This is a genomic window from Sphingopyxis sp. LC363, assembly GCF_000756385.1.
Classification (GTDB): domain Bacteria; phylum Pseudomonadota; class Alphaproteobacteria; order Sphingomonadales; family Sphingomonadaceae; genus Sphingopyxis.
The window spans coordinates 1-20,965 of the sequence record NZ_JNFC01000030.1; the positions used below are offsets into that span (position 1 = coordinate 1).

The following is a 20,965-nucleotide window of genomic DNA, read 5'->3' on the forward strand; positions in this document are numbered from 1 at the left end:
GCCTGACCCGTCTCCGAACACTCTCTCTAACCCTCATAATATCTGGAGTGAAATCATGGAAAACCGAAGGAAACCTGCGCCTCGCGCCGCCACGCTCGACATAAACTGCGACTGCAAAGAACTCGTGTAATGTTGAGCTCAACATTAGATGTATTCGCGCGGGGTGATGTCGACCGACACGTCGCCCCAATCCTCCACCGGGATCTCGGCGAGCCGGCGCTCCTGCAACGCTTCCCCAGTCGAGACGATCTGGACGACGGCCGCATGGCCCGCCTCAATGTCGCGAGCGATGCTTGCGATGGCGCTCGGGGTCTGCATCGCGGTGATGAGATGGTTGAAGAAGCGCTGCTTGGTGCTCTCGAATGCCGATCGCGCCGCCGATTTCGCCTGCGCATTGAGCGTGCCATGCTCGGCGCTCGTCACCCCCGCCGCCTCCATCGCCGCGGCGAGATTGTTGTGGATGACCTGGAAGGCACCGGCATAGCTGTCGTAGATGCGTCGCTGCTCGTCGGTGAGCTTATGTTCGAGCAGCTCATATTCGACCCCATCGAACGACAGCGACCGTGACGCGTAGAGGCCGAGCGCCTTGAGGTCGCGCGCGAGCACCTCCATTGCCGCCACGCCGCCCTGCTCGATCGCGGCGACGAACTCGCTGCGCGAAGCGAACGGAAAGTCGTTCCCGCCCCACAGGCCGAGCCGCTGCGCATAGGCGAGGTTCTGCACCGTCGTCGCCCCTGTCGCGGAGACATAGACGATGCGCGCGTCGGGAAGCGCGTGCTGAAGTCGCAATCCCGCTCGCCCCTGCTGCGACGGTTTCTGGTCGCCGCGCTCGCCCTTTCCACCCGCCGCATTGGCCATCGCATGGGCTTCATCGAAAATGATCGCGCCGTCGAAGTCAGGCCCGAGCCATTCGGCGATCTGCTCGATGCGGCTCGCCTTGCCCTCGCGGCCCTGCGAGCGAAGCGTCGCATAGGTGGTGAAGAGGATGCCTTCGGCAAGCCGGACCGGCGTACCCTGGCGGAAGCGCGACAGCGACGTGACGAGCAGGCGCTCCTGCCCGAGCGCCGACCAGTCGCGCTGCGCGTCCTCGAGCAGCTTGTCCGACTTCGAGATCCAGAGCGCGCGGCGCCGGCCCTTCAACCAGTTGTCGAGAATGATCCCCGCGACCTGTCGGCCCTTGCCGGCGCCGGTGCCGTCGCCAAGGAACCAGCCGCGCCGGAACTGGACCGCTGCCTCATTATCGTCGCTCGCCGCACTCACGACATCCGCGGTCTCGTCGACCGTCCAGGCGCCCGACAAATGACCGGCATGGGCCTCGCCGGCGTAGATGACCGATTCCAGCTGCGCGTCGGACAGGAGGCCGTCGCTAACGAGATTTTCGGGAAGATGCGGCCGATAGGAAGGGCGCGGCGGCGCGACCGACGCCATCGCCGCCGACTGGACGAGCGCGGTCGGATGGGGAGACGCCCCCGCAATGCGCAAGGACTGGAGCGCATAGGGCTCGTAGATCGCCTCGCCAAGTTGTCCGACGGGCGGTGACCACTCGATCGTCTCATAGACAAGCTCGCCCGAAGCGACGCGCGCGGTCTTCTCCGGACGCGTGGCTCCCCTGGCAAGAGGCCCCCGAGAAGCCGCTGCGTCGCGCATGAATGGCATTGCCGCTGTTGGCGCAGGGGGCGGCGGGGCAGGCCGCGGCGGAACATGGCTGGTCACCCAGGCAAGAAGCGTCGCCAGGTCGGGCGCTTCGCCATGGCTCGCCGGCAGCATCGATGGATCGGCCACGGGTACCTTGTCGATAACAAGCAGTCGCGTCGCGGTCGTGGTGCCGTGCTTGGCGTAGACTTTTCCAGCGATCGCGGCGGAGAACAGGATCGTCGCCCGCTCCTGTAACCCGACGAACCCCGCGCGGAAGGCCGCGGCATCGGGTGCGCAATTCGCCCCCATGATCGCGACCAGCCGACCGCCGTCGCGGAGCCGCGCGAGCGCGGAGGCGATATGGCGAAGTGCAGTGCCTCGCATCGGGCGGTCGACGTGCGCCGTGGCGGAGAAGGGCGGGTTCATGAGGACGACGTCGGGGACGAAAGAAGCGTCGAGGCGGTCGTCGATCGACGCGCCATCATGACGCGTGATTGGCACGGCGGGAAACAGTAGCTCGAGAAGCTCGGCGCGACCGTCGGCCAACTCGTTGAGCGCGAGGCTCGCCCCCGCAAGTTCGGCGTGGATCGCGAGCATGCCTGTCCCGGCCGAGGGTTCGAGCACGCGGTCTCCGGCATGGATCGAGGCCGCGTGCGCCGCCACAAAGGCGAGCGGCAAAGGCGTCGAGAATTGCTGGAGTGACTGGCCTTCCTCTGAGCGGCGCGTCTGGGTGGGAATGCGCGCGGCAAGTCGCTCCCACATCGCAAGCACGCGTTGCGGCGAGCGGTTTTGCGTCGCAAGCGCGCCGCCGTAGCGGCGAAGCAGCAGGATCTGCGCCGCCTCGCACGCATCATAAGCCGCCTTCCAGTCCCACGCACCGGCAGCATCGCTCGCGCCAAAGGCGCGTGCCATCGCCTCGCGCAGCTGGGCCGTGGAAAAGGGGTGGCCCGCCTCGAGCAGAGGCTGAAGCGCCTGAGCGGCATCGAGCAGGCGCCGGGAAGCTGGCGCGACCGAGCTGGGACGAGCGGCCGCCGCGGCGCCGCGCGCCGCATCGGGGAAGGTCATATGCATGGCTGAAATCCTCAGGAGAGCGGGGCAGGAATGAACCGCCCGCTGCTCTCTCCAGGATCCGGGGGTTCCCCCTCCCGGCCCCGCCTCTCCCTCTCAACCGAAGCGAACCCCATCCTCGGTGAAGCCATATTCGTTGAGGCGGATCATCTCGTCGATCGCCGCGTCGGACGTCAGATGCTCATATTCGTCATCGAGCCGCCCGTAGAGCCAGCGGGCCAGGTCGCGCAGCGCCTCGCTTACATCCTCTTCGGCGTCAGCCGTCATATCCTGGACGACGGGGCTGTCGCGCTCGACGACAATGTCCATGCTATATTCGTGATAATAGCGACCGCGATGGCCAATGCGCGCGCTAAGCTGATAGAAGTTGCGGCGCTGAATCGAGCCAAGGGCATCGGCGATGCGATGAAGTTCGACATCCTTGGGCGCGTAGCGGCGGATCGTCGCCAACGCGCCCTTGGCGTAACTGTAATCGCCTTCGAAACAGGCGCCGTCACCCTGGCTCCAGCAGCCGGAAAACCAAATGCAGGGCTTCCGGCGCGTCCCGCCGCCGAAGAGGCGCACCGAGGTCATGTCGAGACGGACCCCCAATATGTCGCAGACGCGCTCGAAGTCCTCATAAACAAATTCGAACCAGTCATAGTCGAAACCGCCTTCGCGATACCAGGCGCGTGCCTTCTCCTTTGCGGCCTCGGGCAGTTCATCAAGGCAACACACGGTCGTTTGGATAATCGAGGGCATGACATCTTCCTCTCGCGTCAAGAGCCAGAAAAGGCGAAAGCCCGGCGCGCGGGCCGGGCTTTCGCAGTCGGTGAACGATGGTCTGGACAGGCGTCAGTCAGGGGCATCGCCCGACAGACGGGCGATGGCCTCCTCAAGCCATCCCGCCGTCGAGACCGCTTCGATATCGTCCGCCGTGATCAGCGTCGCGGCGCCGCCGAAACCGTCGGGCCGCATTTTCGAGCAGGTCCATGCGGCCTCGACCTCGACATGGTCGAGCGCCGACCGCTGAACGATGTCCTGGAAAATGCCCTCGAAGCCGATCGCCGACATATCGAGTTCGAGCTCGGCATCGTCGGCATCGCATTTGGCAATCTCCTGCCGGACGAGATCGGCAAGGCCGCTTGCGACACCGTCATCTTCGGTGAGCAGCGCCTTCACCTCCGCGAGGTCCAGGAACAGCAGATCGTTCGGACCATGGCCGGCGCAGAAATAGACATCGTCGCCGACATCCTCATGATCGAATATCTGGCCGAGAACCTTATATTCGAGCGCGGTCATCGCAGTGCGCGGGATATCCGGACGGATAACGGTCTGGGAAAAATAATCAGCCATGGCTCGCCTCCCGCGGTGCGGCCGCGCTTTCCGCCGCCGCCGGTACCGGCGGCGGATCGCCCTCGACAACCAGCGGCGGCACTGCGAATTCCGCGGTGTCGAAATAGGCCATCGCAGCCTCGATCGAGCCGAGCTCGACGAGCAGACGGCGATCGAGCAGGACCCGGTCGCTTTCATCGATCATATAGCTGTCGACCGTACCCGAGCCGCGGTAGACGAGCCGCTCGGGCGACCATTCGCCGGGATAGCTGCCCGACCAACGGACAAAGGGCAGACTTTTCTCGACGCAGAAGGCCTCGAGATTGTCGATCTTGCCCCAGGCGCAACTCTCGTCGAACAGCGCGAGCGGCTGGCCCACGACGCGGCTTTCGGCGTCGAAGGGCTCGCCGCCCCATTCGGGCGACAGGCCCTCAAAGGCGATGATATGGAGCAGCTCTGCGAAAACTGGAGCAGAGATTTCGCCGCCGATCTCGATCGATGCGGGAACGCGATCAGCCATGACAGCCTCCATCGTTGGAGCGGCGAATGGGATTTGAATTATTCATGTCAGGTCTCCAAAAAAGGGCCCGGCCCGGCATCGCTGCCGGGTCCGAGGTTCGATTGTCAGTGATGGGCGGAAGCCGATTATTCGGCCGCGACAGGCAGTTCGGCGTCGTTCGCGCCGTCCAGTTCGACTGCATCCTCGGCAAGGAAAGGAGGCAATTCTGAGTCGGCGGGATCGCCCTCCGCGTCGCCGAGTTCAGCATCGTCGAGCCCCGGCGTGCGCATCGGCTCAGGAAGCCAGGCCGCATCTTCGAGAAGCCGTTCCGCCTCGCGCGCCATGTCGGCCTTCTTGAGATGATCGATCATCTCGGCAAATTGCGTCCCGCGCGCCTCGGCGACGTCGGCGAGGATCCGCGGTTTCGTCACCGAGCGGAAATAGCCCTCGACCGTCGGCCGCCAGCCCGCTGCAACGAGATCGAGCCCAACCGCCCGCGCCAGCACATCGCTGTGCGCGATCCGGCGCGCCACGCCGTGCGCCGAGATGCGGCCATTGTCGTATTTGGGAACGATCTCGGCCTGGGCATTGACGCAGAGCGAGGTGCAGTGCGCGAGGAGTTTCGCCTGCTCCTCGCCGTCGAGGGTCAGCAGAAAGTCCCAAAGCTCCTTGTCGTCCTGCGGGAGCCGCTCTTTCCATGCCGACGCGCGCGCGTCGATCGCCTGCGCCGGCGCGCAATCGCGCAGGTTCGTCGGCGCGTTGCTGAAATAGACGCGGTTCGCCGCGATCTCGACGCAACTTTCGCGGGTAGCGGAATAGAAACAGCCGAGAACAAGGGCATGGAGCACCGCAGCGAAGGCAATGGCCGGATCCTGGGCAAAGGCGTCCTGGAGCGCGAGCGTGCGCCATGCGGTGAGATCCGACACGAGGCGATCGGGAAGCGGACGCAGCGCATCGGATTCGTCTTCGCCATCGCTGCCCACAGGCGGTATGACGTGATCGCCATCCCCGCCGCCACGCAGGCCGGACCCTTCGCCCCCTGCTTCCGTTTCCGGATCAGCCTCGCCATCGGCCAGTTCCCGCTCCGGCTCGTCCTCAGCCCGCACGAACCCGCGCTCGTTCCGCACCGATCCGTCGCGGTCGATCGAGACGAAGGCGCCAGCGCGTCCCATCTCGGCGGGATCGAAGACGAGCGGGCGGTCGACGAGCGCGCCGAGTTCGGCGTCGATGGCATCGATCCGCGCATGCACTTCGGCGGGCACGTCCGGCACCTCGGACCATTGCTCGCAAAGCGCCTCGCTTTCAGCCTCGAGTGCGGCGACGCGGGCCTGTTCATCGTCGGTCATCGGGACCTCCGTGCGGTCGATCGCGCGCAGGTCGCGCGTCGCGTCCCACGGCAGGTCGATCGAGGTGGTCACCCATTTCCAGCCCTCGGCGAGAATGCGCTCGCCTTCAGCTTTCAATCTTTCGTCGACCAGCCGGTCGAGCAGCGCCGGGTCGGTGAGCCAGCCGCCTCCGTCGGCCTCAAACAAGTCGCGCACCACGCCGCCGCCTGCCGTGACATAGGTATCGACGCCGACGAACGCTGCGCGCTTGTCGGTGACCCTTACGCTGTCCTCGGTGAGTTTCTGGCGGATGAAGCCGGGGCTCTTGTTGAAACTGTGATCGAGCTGCGCCCAGAGCTCCTCCTGGCGCTGATGATCGTCGGCGACGGTGAAGGCCATCAACTGGTCGAGCGTCATCCCGTCGTCGGCATAGATGTCGTGGAGCTTCGGTGACACCGCGGCGAGCTTCAGCCGCTGGCGCACGACCGCGGGGGTGGTGAAATGATGCGCCGCGATCGCCTCGACATCGTCGCCCTTGTCGACCATCGCCTGCATCGCGCGAAACTGGTCGAGCGGATGGAGGCTCTCGCGCATGGCATTTTCGGCGAAACTGTCGTCCTCGGCGAGAATATCGCTGTCCGCCGCGCGCACGACGCAGGGGATTGGCGCATCATTCGCGAGACGCTTCCGCTTCACCAGCAGTTCGAGCGCGCGATAGCGCCGCCCCCCGGCCGGTATTTCATAGCGGCCCGTCTCCTTTCCCGAGGCGTCGCGTTCGGGCCGGACGTTGAGGCTCTGGAGCAGGGTTCGCCGGTCGATATCGTCGGCGAGCGCCTCGACCGACACGCCGGCTTTCACCCGCCGGACATTGGACTGGGAGAGAAACAGCCGGTCGAACGGGATGTCGCGCGACGGGCTGAGGATGAGTTTCGGGGCCTGTCTGGCCATGGGCTTTCTCCATGACGGGCCGCCGCGAGACACTCTCCCGGCTCCTGGACCCGTCACGAAGGCGCCAGCCCCCCTCTTCCTCCCGGGGGCCGCGCGTGGCGGTCCCGGCAGGCGGCCAGGCGCGTCAGCCGCGCCCCGAAAGTCGTTCGACCGCGCGCCGGAGCCTTTGCTCCCCCAACACGATCGACCCCGCTCGCCGCGCCGCTTCGGCATAAGCCGATAGCGGGTGGCTTGCCGTGAAGTGGAGGTCGCGTTCGATCGTGAGGCCGAACGGAAGGCGGACGGACTCGAGTTCGGACAGCGCGAAGCTGCCGAGTTCGGGGCAGCCGAAGCCGAGATCGGCGAGGCCGAAGAAAATACCGTCCGCATCGATCTCGGTCGCGAGCCAGGTCGCCGCGCCGACGGGGCTGAACAGGCGGACGACCGGTTTGGGGTCCGGCTCGCGTTCGCCGCGCGAAAGCGTGTCGATCCGGGTGGCCAGATTGGCGCGAAGCTGCGCCTCGAGCGCGGGGGTCAAGAGTTTCATGGTACTTTCTCCTGGGGCGACCGGCGGCGAGCCTCTCTCGCCGCGCGCGGTCCGCCGCCCAGGGGCGGGCCATCTCTTCCTCGCCGGTTTCTGGCGTTGCCGGTGGCGGCCGCGCGCCCCGGACCGGGCGGCGACGGGCGGCAGCGGCAGCAAGCGCCCGCTGACCACGCAGGCCGCCCGCGCTGTCCCGGTCACCCACTTGCCAAATTGTTCTCTCTATGTTCTCATTAGGGCATGGACAATATCGATACTGCCCGAGTCGCAGAGACCATCCTTTCCGCCCCTGGCTGGGCGCGCGTGGGTATCACCGCGCCGACGAATCACATCCGTGTCGAGGCCGCGTTCGAACTCGCCCGTGCGATCGTCGAGAGCGTCCGTGCCGGCGCGGAGCCCGCAAGCCCCGACCAGCTTGGACTCTCCCTGTGACGTGGGCGGATGGACAAAGGACGGACAGCATCGCGCCACGCATGTCTTCGAGGCCGCGGCCTGGTTTCGGGCGATCAAGCCCGTTTGCCGCTGCGGGCATAGTGCGACGTTCAATCCCTATGGGATCTGGTGGCGCTTCGAGTGCAGGATGTGGGACGGCAATCTCGTCAAGGCGTGCCAGAAATTCTGGTGTGTTCGCTGCGGCGCGCGGACGGGCAAGCGCGTCCGCCCGGTGCGGATCGAGCTCGTCGACCCGAGCCCCGATGACATCGCCCTGCCGATGCCCGAAGAACGCGAATGGAAGCGCGCGCTCAGCCGTTTCCGCGCCTGAGGACTGAGTTCATGGATATCGAGACGGACGACGCGCTGGTCGGCATCGGCAAGCTCCACCGCGTGATGGTGTGGAACGGCCAGCGCGAATGCGAGAAGGAGATGCTGTGGGGGCTGCCCTCGCGCGATGCCGATATATTCCAGATCCCGCTCCTGAAGTCCGAGACCGCGATCATTGATCGCCCCTGTCTGCTGCTCGCCAATGAGTTCGGCCTCGTGAAGCGCGGCAAGACGATCTACGCCGCAAGCCTCATCAGCGACGAGCCTTTCTTCTGCATCGCAGCGGTCTGGCGTCCGGCGCACCGCCTGTGGCCTGAGAGCTTCGCGGTGCTCACCGTCCCGGCCTATGACGATCTGGCGCCGCACAAGGATCGCCACGTCGGCGTGGTCCGCCCCGAGGACTGGTTCGACTGGTTGATGGGGGCGCGGCCGCCGCTGGACATGTTGCGACCTTTCCCCAAGAATAGCTTCAGCATCATGCCGCCGATCCAGCAGAATTTCGACGAAATGCTCGGCGCGGCCTGACCGAAACCACCCAAGGGGACTCGCCGCCATGTGCAATCTCGTGACCCTCAAGGCTTCGGTCGCCGAAGTGGCCTCGGCGTTCGGTGCGCGGCGTCCGCTCACCAATGCGCAACCCGGCGAAGTCTATCCCGGCGGACAAGGATTTGTGGTCCGTGACGACGCGGGCACGCGCGCGCTCCAGTCGATGACCTGGGGCTTCCCGGTGCGGCTCAAGCATATGAAACCGACGAGCAAGCCCAAGCCCGTCAACAATGCCCGCGACGACAAGCTGATGACCTTCTGGCGAACATGGTTTACCAATCCCGCCCAGCGCTGTCTGATCCCGATCACGGCCTTCGCCGAAGCCGAAGGCGAGAAGGGCAAGATGACGCGAACCTGGCTAAGCGTCGTCGACCAGCCGCTCGCCGCCTGCGCCGGGCTCTGGCGTCCGACCAACGAGTGGGGCGATTGCTATACGATGGTGATGGTCGATGCGACCGAGGAGCTGTTCGACATTCACGACCGGATGCCGGTCATTCTTCACGCCGCCGATCATGACGCCTGGCTGCAAGCTTCGGCTGAGGAGGCAATGAAGCTCGTTACCCAATATCCGGCAAGCCGGTTGGAGGTTGAGCGGACCGACGTCCCGTGGTTCAGCCGCAAGCCCCCGAGCGCGTATGCCCCGACGCTCCTTTGAGAAGCTGGATAGCGGGGCGACGTCACCCGCCGAATAGCGACCGGATCGCGCCGATGAGGCCGGCAATGAAGGAGCCGCCGACGAGAACAGCGGCGAACCAGAATTCGATCGCCAGCGCGCGCGATTTCCATTTCGGTTCCTGATCCATCTGACCGGCATGCCATGACCGGTGAATGTAGGAAATAGTGGAATCGGGGCCATCTCCGAACGCCATAATCATTGCATGACATGTGACAAAACCTATGATACATCGCATTTAAGTTAGAGGTTTTGTCACATGCACACATCGATAACGCAAGGCGAGACGCTTCGAGCGCTCTTTGGCGCGCATCCGATCCTGCGCGCGCGCGAGCTACGCGCCGCAGGCGTGGCACCCGAAACCATCGCTCGCGCGGTCGACAGTGGCGACATCGACCGTATCGCGCGAGGACTCTATCAGCTTCACGGCGCGCCGATCGACACCGACCAAGGCCTCGCCGAAATCACCAAGCGCATCCCGAACGGGGTTATCGCCATGGTATCGGCGCTCGCTTTCCACGGGCTCACCGACCAGATGCCGCGGCGGGTCTGGGTAGCAATAGGACCCAGCGACTGGGCACCGGTCATCGATTATCCGCCTGTCCGGATCGTCCGCCTCGCCGACAAATATCGACGCCAGGGGATCGAGCATCACAAGGTCGCCGGGGTCGATGTTCCCATCTATTCGGTTCCCAAAACGCTGGCCGACCTGTTCCGTAATCCGCGCCTCGTCGATCGCTCGGTTGCGGTCGAGAGTCTGCGCGCAGCGCTCGACCAGCGCAAGACGAGTCCCGGTGACATCGCCGAGGCCGCGGCAGCGGGCGGGGTCTGGAAGCGAATGCAGCCCTATCTCGAGGCGCTCAGCTTCAATGGCTAAGGCACCCGTCAATCTGGCAGCCTCGGTCAAGGACCGGCTGCTCCAATTGGCGCGCAAGGAGCGTCAGCCCTTCGACGTTCTGCTCGTTCGCTTCGCGCTCGAGCGCCTGCTTTACCGACTGTCGCTCTCGCCGCTACGGGACCAGTTCATTCTCAAAGGCGGTCTTCTCGTCACGCTCTGGCTCGAAGACGATAATCGAGTCACCCGCGACGCCGACTTTCTCGCCTTCGGCGATGCAAGCGCCGAACGGCTGATAGCGGATTTCGGCGCGATCATGAAAATCGAGGCGGCTGACGGGCTGACTTTCGATATCGACGCACTCACCGCGCGGCCGATCCGCGAGGGAGCCGAATATGGCGGCATGCGGCTAACAACGACCGCCTTTCTCGAACGAACGCGCATCCCGATCACGATCGACCTCGGCTTTGGCGACGCCCTCTCGGATCCGGCGCCGCCGACTTCCTTCGCGACGCTGCTGGACTTTCCCGATCCGGAGATCCGCACCTATTCGCCGACAAGCGTCATCGCAGAGAAATTTCAGGCGATGGTAGCGCTCGGGATCGCCAATGGTCGCATGAAGGATTTCTACGACCTCTGGGCGATTCCGCAGGCCTGCGACATCAATGCTCAAGCGCTCGACGCAGCACTTGCGGCGACATTCGATCGACGCGGCACGCCGATCCCGGCTGACCGTCCGCCGGGGCTCTCGGCTGCCATGTTCGAAGACGGCGACAAGCGGCGGCAATGGGATGCCTATGCCGCGAGCCTTGAGCTTGAAGGCGTGACATTCTCCGCCGTGATCGACGCGGTCTGGGGCCTTGTCGCGCCGAGCTGCGAACGACTGCTTGCCCATGACGTTTCGATCGCCACTTCGACTCCAGATGCCGCCGGTGCGTGACGCCGGCTCCGCCGCGGTCGGCGTATTAAGGCATTAGGTGTCAATCTGGGTCCGATTGGTGCACCAAGCCGCTTTATCAGGTGATTTCCTGTCGTTACACCGAAGAGGCGATCGGCATTGCGTATAGAGGCTGAGGTATCACCCGCCCGCCGCAGTGCGAGGACCATCGCGCAGCTTGTCCAACTTCATTGTCTCCCGGAGAGGAAACGGGAGCGATGAGCCATGGAGCGGATCGCGGGCGGACGGGTCGGGAACGCGTCGGCGGCCGATGAATCGACGTGAAGCATTTTAATCTGACGGAGGAACTCGCACACGACATATCAGGCGCCGACAAGGAAGAACGGCTCTTTGCCGCCCTGTCGAACGCCGCCGACCGCATGGGATTTGATCTTTTCGCGCTCGCCTTCGATCGCCGCGGCGGCGGCGGCGAGGGTGCATCGATGCTCGTGCATAATTATCCCGACGCCTGGGCGAATGTCTATGTCGGCTTCGATCTCAGCGGCACCGACCCGATCCGGCGCGCCGGCGAAAAATCCATGACGGGTTTTCAATGGCGCAATGTCGATCACTACATCCCGCTTTCTCGCGGTGACCGGCAGTTGCTGAAGGTCGCCCGCGAGAGCGGAATCGGCGACGGCTTCACGGTGCCGCGGCACTTGCCTGGCGAAGCGACCGGAAGCTGCTCCTTTGCCGTCGCTCCCAATGCCAGGATCCCGCTCGAGATGCTCCACGCCGCCGAGATCGTCGGCGCCGTGGCGCTCGCCGCGGCGCGGCAGCTCATCGGGACAGGCTCCTATACTCCGCGGGCGGCGCTGACCGAGCGGCAGCGCGAATGCGTGCTCTGGTCCGCCCGCGGCAAGACTGCTGGCGAGACCGCCAGCATCCTCGGCATCAGCGAAGAGACCGTGGTCCGTCATCTCAAGATCGCGCGCGAGCGCTATTCAGTGCCTTGTCGGCAAATGCTGATCCTCTGCGCCCTGTTCGACGGCGTCATCGGCTTTTCGGATGTCTATGACTGGTGGCGCCCGCTCTGACGCTCGCACATAAATCGTCCCGGGATTGCCCATTTCTGGGCATAGCCGCGCGGTGGGAATGATGGTCTGATCCTGGCACCGACAAGCCAAGGAACCATCATGATCACTCAATCCACGCGGGCGCAGGATGCGCCCGGGAATGCGGCGCTTCGCGCCATGTTCGCCGCCCGCAAGCAGGTCTTCATCGACAAGCTGCAATGGGATTTGCCTGCCCTCGACGGCCGCTTCGAGCTCGACCAATTCGACACCCCGGACGCGCGGTACCTGATCCTGCTCGATCCCGATGATCTGCGCCACCGGGCGTCGGCGCGGCTGCTGCCAACCACGGCGCCGCACCTGCTCGGCGACATCTATTCGCATCTTTGCGCCGACGGGGCGCCGTCCGGTGAAGGCGTGTGGGAGATCAGTCGCTTCTGCCTCGACCCCGGACAAACGCCCACCGAGCGCCGCGACGCGCGCAACCAGTTGGTCACCGCGCTGGCGGACTATGCTCTCCGCCACGGCATAGGCGAATATGTCGGTGTCGCAGAAGCCGGTTGGTATCACACGATCAGCAAATTTGGCTGGACATGCCGCACGCTGGGTCCCGTTCACCGGGATAGCGCGTGCCGGATAGTCGCCCTCAGCATAGCGATCGACGAGGATACGCTCCCCGGATTGCAGCGCACCGGCACCTATGCGCCGCTTGTCCTCAAGTTCGAAGAAGGCGGGGAGGCGGGGCGATGAAAAAGGATCTGACCGAAGCCGATCTGCCTGGCCTGCTCTTCGAGGAGCTGCGCCGCAAAGGCTATTGCATAATTCGCAACGAGGCGGTCGCGCGTGTCCATGCGCTCGCAAGGGATCTCGACCCCATCTTCGCCGCGACGCCCTTTTGTGAAGGCAATTTCTACGGCCGCCGCACAAAGCGCTTCGGCGGCCTGCTCAAGCGATCGGAGCACATGGCCGCACTGGTACTCAACCCGCTCATCCTTTCTGCCGTGGAGACCATTCTCGGCACCGGCTGCGACCGGATCCAGCTCAACCTCACACAGGCGATCGAAATCCATCCGGGCGAAGTGCGGCAGTTCCCGCACCGCGACCAGGATATGTGGCGCGGCGCCGACGGCACCCAGGAATATCTCGTCAACGTCCTCTGGCCGCTGACACCCTTCACAAAAGAAAACGGCGCAACGCGCATCTTTCCGAAGAGCCACGGCGTGAAGGGGATGGCGAAATCTGATCTTGGGCAACCCATTTTCGCCGAAGGCAAGCCGGGCGCGGCGATATGCTTTCTGGGATCGACTGCGCATGGGGCGGGCTCGAACCTCAGCCAAGAGGTCCGGCGCGGCGTGCTCGTCAGCTACAGCTTGGGATGGCTGAAGCCCTATGAGAATTTGTGGCTCGCCTATCCGCCCGAGGTCGCCCGGACGTTTCCTCCCGAACTGGCCGCGCTCGCCGGCTATGCGCAGCACCGCCCGAATCTCGGCAATTACGAAGGGCAATGCCCATCGATCCTGCTGCAAGACGAACGGCCGGCGCATATCGGCGCGATCGACGCGCTCCGTACCGACCAGGCCGACGCCGTGTCCGAATTCGCTGCTGCGGAAAGGAACGAAAAATGAGCCCGGCACACGTGTTCGAGCCGACCTATGAGGCGATCAAGCGTCAGCTGATGAGCGGAGAATGGGCTAGCGGCACCCGGATCGAAGCGGCCCGTCTCGCCGAAGATCTCGGGGTCAGCGTTACCCCGGTTCGCGACAGTCTCTACCGGCTCAATGGCGAGCGGATGGTCGATTTCGCACCGGGCGAGGGCTTTCACGTTCATCGGCTGACCGAAACCGAGTTTCGCGACCTGCTCGAGTTGCACCTGATCTTGCTGCTCGCGGCGCTTGCGACGGCGCCAAAAGGCTCGGCAACTTCGGTCCCCGCTGACCAGCCCTATCCCGACCGCATCGCGGACCTGTTCCTGGCGATCGCGGAGCGCTCGGCGAACAGCGAGATCGTCGCGAGCATCGCAGCGATCGGCGACAGGCTTCAGCTATCGCGTCATTTCGACGCGATGATCCTTGCCGACATCGACGCAGAGTATAACGCGATCGCGATCGCCTTCGCCGATGCAGAGCCGCAAGCGCAGGTTCGCAATCTCCTGCTCGGTTATCACGAGCGGCGCGCGCGTGAAGCGGCCAGCTACGCCCGAACGCTCGCCGGCCATCCGGGTCGACAGCCATGATCGCTGGCCGAAATGGGAGTGACGTTTTGCTTGTCAGCGCCGCCTACAATTGACATGATTCGACGGCGCAGGAGCATCGCTGGCAGTTCCTGCGCGGAATATTTCGCCAGGCATCATATGCGCCAGTCCCTGACCGGACCGGCGGCCCAACCGGTCCATGGTTCGCGCGAGCGACCAAACGGCGGCACTGCACTGGAAGACGGGTCTCTGGCGAATGCCGGCTGGTCCCGTTCGTGCCTCCGGGATTTTCTGTCGTGTCTTCCTGTACCTGCGGCGACCGTGCGCCGCCGCGTCACCCCTTTTCGGTGTCCTCGGCCTGCCATGCCCATCCGGCCGATCGTCCCCCTTCGGCCGATGAGCGTCCAGAAGCCGGGCACGATCTGGACGCGATATATCGGACCCATCGCATATCGCTCTTCCATTTCCTTCGCCGCAAAGCAGGAGCCGAGGAAGCACCGGACCTAGTGCAGGAAGTGTTTGCTCGCGCCGCGGGGAGCGCACAGCGCCACCAGCTCATCAATCCGGGCGGGTTTCTTCGCCGCATCGCCCAAAATCTCCTTATCGATCGCGCGCGGCGCCAGAAGTCCGCGCGGGCGATCTTCTTTCCGCTTCGCGAGGAGCGCGACGGCGCGACGCCTGCGGCGCAGGAGTGGAACCTCGAAGCCGCGGACCTGCTGCGATTGTATGAAACGGCGGTTGACGCCATGCCGCCAAAAACGCGCCGCGTTTTCCTGATGCACCGGGTGGACGAACTCAGTTATCGCGAGATACACGAACTGCTGGGCATCAGCATCGCAACGGTGGAATATCATATGATGAAAGCGCTCGGTCAGATTTCAAAGTTGGTGGACGGCGGCCGATGACGAGCACAAGCGGCGGCAACTATCCCGTCGATGAGGTCGCGCAGGCGTGGCTGATCAAGATGCGCGGCGAGGACGCCGGCGCGCTGCGCGGAGAGTTTGAAGCGTGGCTCCTCGCATCGGCCGATCATGGCGAAGCCTACCGCCGCGCCGAACGCCGCATGGCGGCCATGGCGGTTCTCAAGACCTCGCAGCGCCACGGAACAAGCCATGCCGAAGCGCGGCGGGGCCGGGTTCGCGGCTGGCTGCCATGGGGCGCCGCCGCGACCGCAATCGCGCTGCTGATTGTAGCATTCGGGGCTGGAGGCGCCTCCCTTCCCGGCCAGCCCGGCAGTGCGTCCACCGCGCGCGCCGCCGAACCCCTGATTACGCAGCGCGGCGAGATCCGCACGTTCCGGCTTGCCGACGGCTCGCGCGCGACGCTTGATACCGACAGCCGGCTGGACGTCGCGTTCGGAGACGGCGACCGCAGCGTCCGCTTGGTAAAGGGCAGGGTCCGTCTTTCCATCGCCAAGCAAGCTAAACCGCTCCATATCGACGCCGGGACAGGCGCAGCAATCGCGAACGATGCCGAGATCGACCTTAGCCTCGACGAGGCCGGAACGGTCAGTGCGGCCCTCCGGCGCGGCGAGGCCGGCCTGCGCGCAGACGCCAAAACCGGTCCTGCGACCGCGTTGTCACAGGGAAAGACGCTGACCTATCGGCGTGATGGCAAGTTGCAGTTCGGTATGGCCCAAGCGTCTGACATTCCCGCAAACTGGCCCGAAGGCTGGGCCGAATATCGTTCGATAAGGCTCGACCGACTGGTTGCGGAGGCCAATCGCTATGCCGTCATCCCGATCGTGATCGACGATGCGGCGAGCGCCGCGCTTGAGGTTTCCGGCCGCTTCCATCTTAGCGAGACCGATGCTTTCGCTGAACGGATCGCAACCCTGTTCGGTCTCAGGGTCGAACGCACGGCGAGAGCCATCCATCTTCGCCGCCGATAATTTTTTCACCCAAGACTAAGGGGCTCCCCTTCGCCCCGTCAACGCACCCCCACTGGCCGCCTGCCTGAAGCACGGCCGAGGAAATGGGGGAGTGATAATGTTGAAGAAGTCCCGTTCGCTGGTCGCGCTGCTGGTCGGCAGTGCCACCTGTTTTTCACCTACGGTTGCGCTGGCCATGCAGCAACAGCGCCAGCCCTACGATATGCCCGCGCAGGATCTCGACGACGCGCTGCGCAGCGCTGCCACGATTGCCGACATCGAGCTCTACGCATCGTCGCGCGATCTTGATGGAAAGACTGCGCCGCCGTTGAAAGGCGAGCTGACGAGCCGCGAAGCAATCGAGGCGCTCCTCAAAGGTAGCGGGCTCACCGCAAGGTTCGAGGTCGGCTCGGTGGTCATTTCCAGACTCGCCTCCGCCGAAAATGCCGCCGCGACCGAGGCCGAGCCGATTGTCGTGACGGGGTCACGGATCACGGGCGCGCCCACGGCAACCCCTGTGATCCGGGTGACCTCGGAAGACATCCGCAACTCCGGCCATGCCGATCTTGGCGAGGTGGCGCGCAGCTTGCCGCAGAATTTCGGCGGCGGCCAGAATCCCGGGATCGGAAATTCGCAAGGCGCCGCGAATGAAAACGTGAACGCCAATGGCGCATCGACTTTCAACCTGCGCGGTATCGGTCCCAATGCGACACTGACGCTGATCAACGGCAATCGCTTTGCCTACAGCAGCGTCAATTCGGTGATCGACGTCAGCGCCATTCCCATCGCGGCGGTCGACCGCGTTGAGGTCGTGGCCGATGGGGCATCGGCCATCTACGGCGCCGACGCGGTCGCCGGGGTCGTCAATATTCTTCTCAAGCGCGACTATAAGGGCGTATCGACCAGCGCCCGGCTCGGCCTTTCGACCGACGGCGGCAATTTCCAGCACCAATATAATCTTCTCGGCGGATCGCGCTGGTCGGACGGCGGCATCATCGCGGCCTATGATTATTCGCACGGTACCGCGATCCGGGCGAAAGATCGCAGCTATGCCTTCGCCAACAACCCCGATTCGACGCTCTTCCCTGCCCTTCGCCGACACGCGGTTCTGCTGAGCGGTCACCAGTCGCTTGGCGGCGGCGTCACCCTGGCTGCCGATCTTATTTACAAGCGCGGAAGGATGGAGTCGGCGACCGGTTTCACGGTCGCTCAGCCGCTCCGAAACTCAGGGCTTGAGGCGCGCACCAAGTTCGAAACATTTGGCGTCGCACCGACGCTGTCGGCCGCACTGTCGGCCAATTGGAAGCTGAAAGCGGGCGCGTTTTTCGGCACCGACACGACCGATGGCATCAGCCAGAACTTCAGCGGCGGCGCGCCGAGCACTGCCACCGCGCGGCACTTCTTCAACCGGAATATCGCGGTGGAGGCGGGACTGGAGGGGTCGCTGTTCGAGCTCCCCGCGGGCCCCGCGCGACTGGCCTTTGGCGGCGGCTATCGCACCAACCGTTTCAAATCCGAAATCGGAACCCGCAGCTTTTCACGCTCGCGCCGCAATCATTTCGCCTATGGCGAGCTTTTACTGCCGATCGCGGACCCCGATCAGGATCTGGCCTTTGCGCACCGCGCTTCGCTGACCGGGGCGCTGCGCTATGAGGATTATTCGGACTCCGGCGACATCGTCACCCCGAAGCTGAGCTTCGTCTATGATCCGGTCGAGCAGGTCCGGCTGGGGGTGTCATGGGGCAAATCCTTCAAACTTCCGACGCTCTATCAACAATATTCCGGCTATGTTGCGCTGCTCGTGCCGGTCGGCGGCTTCGGCCAGGGATTTCCCGCTGGTTCGACCGTCGCTTATGCTCTCGGGCCGAACGACCAGCTCGAGCCTGAACGCTCCGAAAACTGGACCTTCAGCGCGACCGTGAAACCGCTCCATGGTCTTGAGGTTTCGGCAAGCTATTTTCGGATCGACTATAAGGATCGCGTTGCGCCGCCGCTCGCCTCGGGCGCCGGGGTTCTGAACAATCCGATCTTTGCTGATCTCGTTACCTTAAATCCTGCGCCGGCCCTGCTCGACACCATCTTCGCCGGTGCCGATGGCGGGCTCCAGAACATTACGGGGTCTCCCTACGACCCGGCGCGCGTCGTCGCCTTCCTCGATGCTCGCGACCGCAATATCGCGCGGCAGAAATATCGCGGCGTCGACATCGCGGTACGATATGATGCCCAGCTTGGCAGCGACCGGCAGCTGAGCCTGAACGCCGGAGCCACCTGGCTCGACAGCAGTCAGCAATTGCTTCCCGGCCTGCCGGTGACCGACCTCGCGGGAACAATCTTCCGCCCGCCGCATTTTCGGGCGCGCGGCGGGCTCACGCTGAGCGACAAGGCCTTCTCGCTCGCGGCCTTTCTCAATCACAGCGCGAGCGTCACGGACAATCGTCGTCCGGCAGCCATCAAACTTAGCGGATCGACAACGCTTGACCTGACCGGCCGATTGCGGCTCGGCGCAGGCACGGAAGTTGCGCTGAGCGCACAGAATGTCTTCAACAGCAAGCCGGAGCCGATCTTCACCACCTCGCCTTTCGATGCTCCGTTTGACACGACGAACGGGTCAGCAATTGGCCGCTTCCTGAGCGTCACGGTTCGGCATGACTGGTAGCATCCGCCTATGGCCGCTTCTTCTGTTGGTCGGTCTCGCTAACAGCGGGACGGCCGTCGCGGAGGAAGGTCGGCGCTGGACGCTCGAAGATGTGGTGACCGTCCCGGCGGAGTTCGAATTGAGCTTGGCGAGCGACGGCAAGTCGCTCGCCTATCTCGAACGGCGAGCGGATCTCCAAAAGAATGAGACCGTCTCAATTCTTCATCTGTTTGACCTGCGCTCGCGCGCCTCGCGCGAGATTCTGCGCGCGGCGAGCGCAGAGCAGCTCCGACCGTTGCCGAACGGCACGGGCTGGAGCCTACTGCTAGATCGGGGCGACGAGCTTCAGCTCTATGCGCTCGACGCCGAAGGGACGATCAAACCGCTGCTGGTGCGCGATGCGAAGGTTACCGTCGGCCAGACCGAAGGCGCGCTGTTCGCCGTGCGAAGCGGTGCGCCGCGCCGGATCGGGATTTTATATCACGACTGGTCTCCCGACGGACAATGGCTTTGGTACGCCACGCTAAAGCCAAGTTCGGAACCGGCCAATGTTGCCATCGACGACGCGGTGGTTAGCCAGCGCAATCGGCGTCGCGCGCCGGTCCGGGCGATCGTAGAACTGCGCATACGGTCGGCGACGGGCGAAGACTGGCTGGTCGCATCGCGGCCATCGGGCGACCGGCTTGCTTTCTATTATGGCGGCCATGTCGAATGGACCGACGAAGGGCCGCGCTACCAGTTAGAGCAATCCGATGCGGAGCGGGCCGACGGCATCGGGACCTTTTCCTGGAGCTTTGTCACCAACGCCAGCCGGCCCATTCAGGAAAGTTCGGGTTTTCCGGCGATCGGTCTGGTGCGCGGCCCGAATGGCGGAACTCTTGCAAGCGAGGGTTTCGGCAGGACGCTTGCCCTCACGGAGACGCACACCGATGGCCGAAAAACTCACTATGGTCGCCAGCCCTATTACATCGGCGACCCGCGTTCGGCAGGAAATTGGCTCTCGGGGGATGGGCTAAGCGCGCTGCTGGGGGTGCGAACGACCTCGCATCCACGGTACGGGTTGGTTTTGCTTACCGGTCGGCACGCAACGTCGCTGATCCGCCCCGGCAGCTTGACGGCCTGCGACTTTCGCGAGGATCTCGCGTGGGGCATTTGCGTCGAGGAAGGGCTGAACCAGGCGCCACGGTTCGTCCGTGTCGAACCGAAAGACGGGCGCGTGCAGGCCATCGCTCCGCTCTCCGCTGCTCATGATTCGATCGCACCGTTGCGCGTCACGCCGCATCAATGGACAAACCGGCTCGGCTACCGATCGACCGGATTCATCGTCTGGCCTCGCAATTACCAGACAAGCAGTCGCTACCCGGCGATCATCATCACTCATGGCAGCGATGCGGACGAGCGCTTCGCGAACGTCGATCTGCAATGGAACTACCCCGCTCAGCTGTTCGCCGAGCGCGGATATGTCGTCATTCTCATGAACGACCCCTCGGCTCGGCAGCAGGCTGAGCTTTGGCACGCCTATATGATATGGTCGGGCGGCCCAGGCACACTCGGTCCCGAAAAGCTGCGCGAGCTGATCTGGATCAACGGCGTCTATAGTTTTGAAGACGCGATCGCCGAGTTGGCAAGCGAAGGCATTGTCGATCCCGACCGCATTGGCATTGCCGGGTACAGTCGGGGATCGCAGATGGTGAATGTCGCGATGACCCAATCGGAGATGTTTCGCGCTGCTTCCAGCGGGGACGGGAATTATCTTGAACCCGCATCCTATTCAGATCCGAAAGACGGGTATCACGCCGTCTTCGGCGGCCCACCTTCAGGTCGTTACCTCGACGCCTATCGCCAGCTGTCGCCCTCGCTCCGTGCCGATAGGGCGTGTGCTCCGGTCCTTCAGCAAATGGCTTCTCCCTTTGCGGGAGCGATCGATTTCTACGCCGCGCTGCGCGAAGCAAAGGTTCCTGCGCAGATCAGTCTCTATCCTGGCGAGACCACCGCCACCGATGAGACCCATCTGTTTCACATCCCCTCCAATCGGCTGCGCGCGATGCAAGAGAATCTGGCGTGGTTCGACTTCTGGCTTCGCGATCGGCGCGACCGGGATCTGGATGACAGAGGCGCATTCGACCGCTGGGCGAAAATGGCGGCGCAATGGAAAACAAGGTGTGTGCAGACGCGAGGCGCCGAGCGGCGATAG

The 20,965-nt window shown here is 64.3% G+C and carries 21 protein-coding genes; 14 read left to right on the forward strand and 7 right to left on the reverse strand.

Features of this window, described 5'->3' with window-relative positions; genetic code table 11:
- Positions 1–144 precede the first annotated feature (144 nt).
- From FG95_RS12115 to FG95_RS12140, 6 genes are all read right to left on the reverse strand, one after another.
- Positions 145–2,706, reverse strand: a complete 2,562-nt coding sequence (locus FG95_RS12115) for a strawberry notch-like NTP hydrolase domain-containing protein (protein ID WP_037556267.1) — start codon at positions 2,704–2,706, stop codon at positions 145–147.
- A 93-nt stretch (positions 2,707–2,799) separates the two neighbouring features.
- A complete protein-coding gene (locus FG95_RS12120; RefSeq protein ID WP_037556198.1) occupies positions 2,800–3,444 on the reverse strand; it encodes a hypothetical protein in 645 nt (214 codons plus the stop codon).
- A gap of 93 nt (positions 3,445–3,537) precedes the next feature.
- Entirely contained in the window at positions 3,538–4,038 is a 501-nt protein-coding gene (locus FG95_RS12125; RefSeq protein WP_037556201.1) for a hypothetical protein, read from the reverse strand.
- The gene (locus tag FG95_RS12130; protein ID WP_197411478.1) at positions 4,031–4,537 is read right to left on the reverse strand and encodes a hypothetical protein; all 507 of its coding nucleotides are present in this window, start codon (positions 4,535–4,537) and stop codon (positions 4,031–4,033) included. The genes FG95_RS12125 and FG95_RS12130 overlap by 8 nt, the downstream gene beginning before the upstream one ends.
- Positions 4,538–4,662: 125 nt before the next feature.
- Entirely contained in the window at positions 4,663–6,789 is a 2,127-nt protein-coding gene (locus tag FG95_RS12135) for a ParB/RepB/Spo0J family partition protein (protein WP_037556203.1), read from the reverse strand.
- 124 nt (positions 6,790–6,913) lie between these two features.
- Positions 6,914–7,315: a DUF2958 domain-containing protein gene (locus FG95_RS12140; protein ID WP_037556205.1), complete on the reverse strand. Its 402-nt coding sequence runs from the start codon at positions 7,313–7,315 to the stop codon at positions 6,914–6,916.
- 234 nt (positions 7,316–7,549) lie between these two features.
- On the opposite strand from FG95_RS12140, the gene FG95_RS12145 reads away from it, so the two are divergent.
- Genes FG95_RS12145 through FG95_RS12160 form a run of 4 tightly spaced genes read left to right on the forward strand, consistent with a single transcriptional unit; the run spans position 7,550 to position 9,272 of the window.
- Complete coding sequence (locus tag FG95_RS12145) at positions 7,550–7,741, forward strand: DUF6771 family protein (RefSeq protein ID WP_037556207.1); 192 nt, start codon at positions 7,550–7,552, stop codon at positions 7,739–7,741.
- A gap of 1 nt (position 7,742) precedes the next feature.
- Complete coding sequence (locus FG95_RS12150) at positions 7,743–8,072, forward strand: hypothetical protein (protein WP_037556209.1); 330 nt, start codon at positions 7,743–7,745, stop codon at positions 8,070–8,072.
- 11 nt (positions 8,073–8,083) lie between these two features.
- Positions 8,084–8,596, forward strand: a complete 513-nt coding sequence (locus FG95_RS12155) for a hypothetical protein (protein ID WP_037556211.1) — start codon at positions 8,084–8,086, stop codon at positions 8,594–8,596.
- A gap of 40 nt (positions 8,597–8,636) precedes the next feature.
- The gene (locus FG95_RS12160; protein ID WP_235211552.1) at positions 8,637–9,272 is read left to right on the forward strand and encodes an SOS response-associated peptidase; all 636 of its coding nucleotides are present in this window, start codon (positions 8,637–8,639) and stop codon (positions 9,270–9,272) included.
- A gap of 22 nt (positions 9,273–9,294) precedes the next feature.
- Here FG95_RS12160 and FG95_RS21245 read toward each other — a convergent pair whose 3' ends face one another.
- Positions 9,295–9,420: a hypothetical protein gene (locus FG95_RS21245; protein ID WP_257545241.1), complete on the reverse strand. Its 126-nt coding sequence runs from the start codon at positions 9,418–9,420 to the stop codon at positions 9,295–9,297.
- A 129-nt stretch (positions 9,421–9,549) separates the two neighbouring features.
- Between FG95_RS21245 and FG95_RS12165 the strand changes: the two genes are divergently transcribed.
- The 10 genes from FG95_RS12165 to FG95_RS12210 all read left to right on the forward strand — a co-directional run bounded on the left by FG95_RS12165 (position 9,550) and on the right by FG95_RS12210 (position 20,965).
- Complete coding sequence (locus FG95_RS12165) at positions 9,550–10,167, forward strand: type IV toxin-antitoxin system AbiEi family antitoxin domain-containing protein (RefSeq protein WP_037556215.1); 618 nt, start codon at positions 9,550–9,552, stop codon at positions 10,165–10,167.
- On the forward strand, positions 10,160–11,065 hold the full coding sequence (locus tag FG95_RS12170) for a nucleotidyl transferase AbiEii/AbiGii toxin family protein (RefSeq protein ID WP_037556217.1): 906 nt from the start codon (positions 10,160–10,162) through the stop codon (positions 11,063–11,065). Before FG95_RS12165 ends, FG95_RS12170 begins: the two co-directional genes overlap by 8 nt.
- A 278-nt stretch (positions 11,066–11,343) precedes the next feature.
- The gene (locus FG95_RS12175) at positions 11,344–12,099 is read left to right on the forward strand and encodes a LuxR family transcriptional regulator (RefSeq protein ID WP_231729159.1); all 756 of its coding nucleotides are present in this window, start codon (positions 11,344–11,346) and stop codon (positions 12,097–12,099) included.
- Positions 12,100–12,198: 99 nt separating this feature from the next.
- Positions 12,199–12,825, forward strand: coding sequence for an acyl-homoserine-lactone synthase (locus FG95_RS12180; RefSeq protein ID WP_037556220.1), 627 nt, complete (start codon positions 12,199–12,201; stop codon positions 12,823–12,825).
- On the forward strand, positions 12,822–13,700 hold the full coding sequence (locus tag FG95_RS12185; protein ID WP_037556221.1) for a phytanoyl-CoA dioxygenase family protein: 879 nt from the start codon (positions 12,822–12,824) through the stop codon (positions 13,698–13,700). Before FG95_RS12180 ends, FG95_RS12185 begins: the two co-directional genes overlap by 4 nt.
- Positions 13,697–14,308: a GntR family transcriptional regulator gene (locus tag FG95_RS12190; RefSeq protein WP_037556223.1), complete on the forward strand. Its 612-nt coding sequence runs from the start codon at positions 13,697–13,699 to the stop codon at positions 14,306–14,308. Before FG95_RS12185 ends, FG95_RS12190 begins: the two co-directional genes overlap by 4 nt.
- Positions 14,309–14,562: 254 nt before the next feature.
- Positions 14,563–15,171: an RNA polymerase sigma factor gene (locus tag FG95_RS12195; protein WP_231732680.1), complete on the forward strand. Its 609-nt coding sequence runs from the start codon at positions 14,563–14,565 to the stop codon at positions 15,169–15,171.
- Positions 15,168–16,157: a FecR family protein gene (locus FG95_RS12200; protein ID WP_037556225.1), complete on the forward strand. Its 990-nt coding sequence runs from the start codon at positions 15,168–15,170 to the stop codon at positions 16,155–16,157. Before FG95_RS12195 ends, FG95_RS12200 begins: the two co-directional genes overlap by 4 nt.
- A 97-nt stretch (positions 16,158–16,254) precedes the next feature.
- Positions 16,255–18,792, forward strand: coding sequence for a TonB-dependent receptor (locus FG95_RS12205; protein ID WP_052182326.1), 2,538 nt, complete (start codon positions 16,255–16,257; stop codon positions 18,790–18,792).
- Positions 18,782–20,965 (forward strand): prolyl oligopeptidase family serine peptidase, encoded by a 2,184-nt coding sequence (locus tag FG95_RS12210; protein WP_052182327.1) that lies wholly within the window; start codon positions 18,782–18,784, stop codon positions 20,963–20,965. The genes FG95_RS12205 and FG95_RS12210 overlap by 11 nt, the downstream gene beginning before the upstream one ends.

What these genes read in the sequence shown, in the direction of transcription:
- FG95_RS12115 (WP_037556267.1), bottom strand. Translation starts at nt 2,706, where the DNA reads ATGCATATGACCTTCCCCGATGCGGCGCGCGGCGCCGCGGCGGCCGCT.
- FG95_RS12120 (WP_037556198.1), bottom strand. Translation starts at nt 3,444, where the DNA reads ATGCCCTCGATTATCCAAACGACCGTGTGTTGCCTTGATGAACTGCCC.
- FG95_RS12125 (WP_037556201.1), bottom strand. Translation starts at nt 4,038, where the DNA reads ATGGCTGATTATTTTTCCCAGACCGTTATCCGTCCGGATATCCCGCGC.
- FG95_RS12130 (WP_197411478.1), bottom strand. Translation starts at nt 4,537, where the DNA reads ATGGCTGATCGCGTTCCCGCATCGATCGAGATCGGCGGCGAAATCTCT.
- FG95_RS12135 (WP_037556203.1), bottom strand. Translation starts at nt 6,789, where the DNA reads ATGGCCAGACAGGCCCCGAAACTCATCCTCAGCCCGTCGCGCGACATC.
- FG95_RS12140 (WP_037556205.1), bottom strand. Translation starts at nt 7,315, where the DNA reads ATGAAACTCTTGACCCCCGCGCTCGAGGCGCAGCTTCGCGCCAATCTG.
- FG95_RS12145 (WP_037556207.1), top strand. Translation starts at nt 7,550, where the DNA reads ATGGACAATATCGATACTGCCCGAGTCGCAGAGACCATCCTTTCCGCC.
- FG95_RS12155 (WP_037556211.1), top strand. Translation starts at nt 8,084, where the DNA reads ATGGATATCGAGACGGACGACGCGCTGGTCGGCATCGGCAAGCTCCAC.
- FG95_RS21245 (WP_257545241.1), bottom strand. Translation starts at nt 9,420, where the DNA reads ATGGATCAGGAACCGAAATGGAAATCGCGCGCGCTGGCGATCGAATTC.
- FG95_RS12165 (WP_037556215.1), top strand. Translation starts at nt 9,550, where the DNA reads ATGCACACATCGATAACGCAAGGCGAGACGCTTCGAGCGCTCTTTGGC.
- FG95_RS12170 (WP_037556217.1), top strand. Translation starts at nt 10,160, where the DNA reads ATGGCTAAGGCACCCGTCAATCTGGCAGCCTCGGTCAAGGACCGGCTG.
- FG95_RS12180 (WP_037556220.1), top strand. Translation starts at nt 12,199, where the DNA reads ATGATCACTCAATCCACGCGGGCGCAGGATGCGCCCGGGAATGCGGCG.
- FG95_RS12185 (WP_037556221.1), top strand. Translation starts at nt 12,822, where the DNA reads ATGAAAAAGGATCTGACCGAAGCCGATCTGCCTGGCCTGCTCTTCGAG.
- FG95_RS12190 (WP_037556223.1), top strand. Translation starts at nt 13,697, where the DNA reads ATGAGCCCGGCACACGTGTTCGAGCCGACCTATGAGGCGATCAAGCGT.
- FG95_RS12200 (WP_037556225.1), top strand. Translation starts at nt 15,168, where the DNA reads ATGACGAGCACAAGCGGCGGCAACTATCCCGTCGATGAGGTCGCGCAG.
- FG95_RS12205 (WP_052182326.1), top strand. Translation starts at nt 16,255, where the DNA reads ATGTTGAAGAAGTCCCGTTCGCTGGTCGCGCTGCTGGTCGGCAGTGCC.
- FG95_RS12210 (WP_052182327.1), top strand. Translation starts at nt 18,782, where the DNA reads ATGACTGGTAGCATCCGCCTATGGCCGCTTCTTCTGTTGGTCGGTCTC.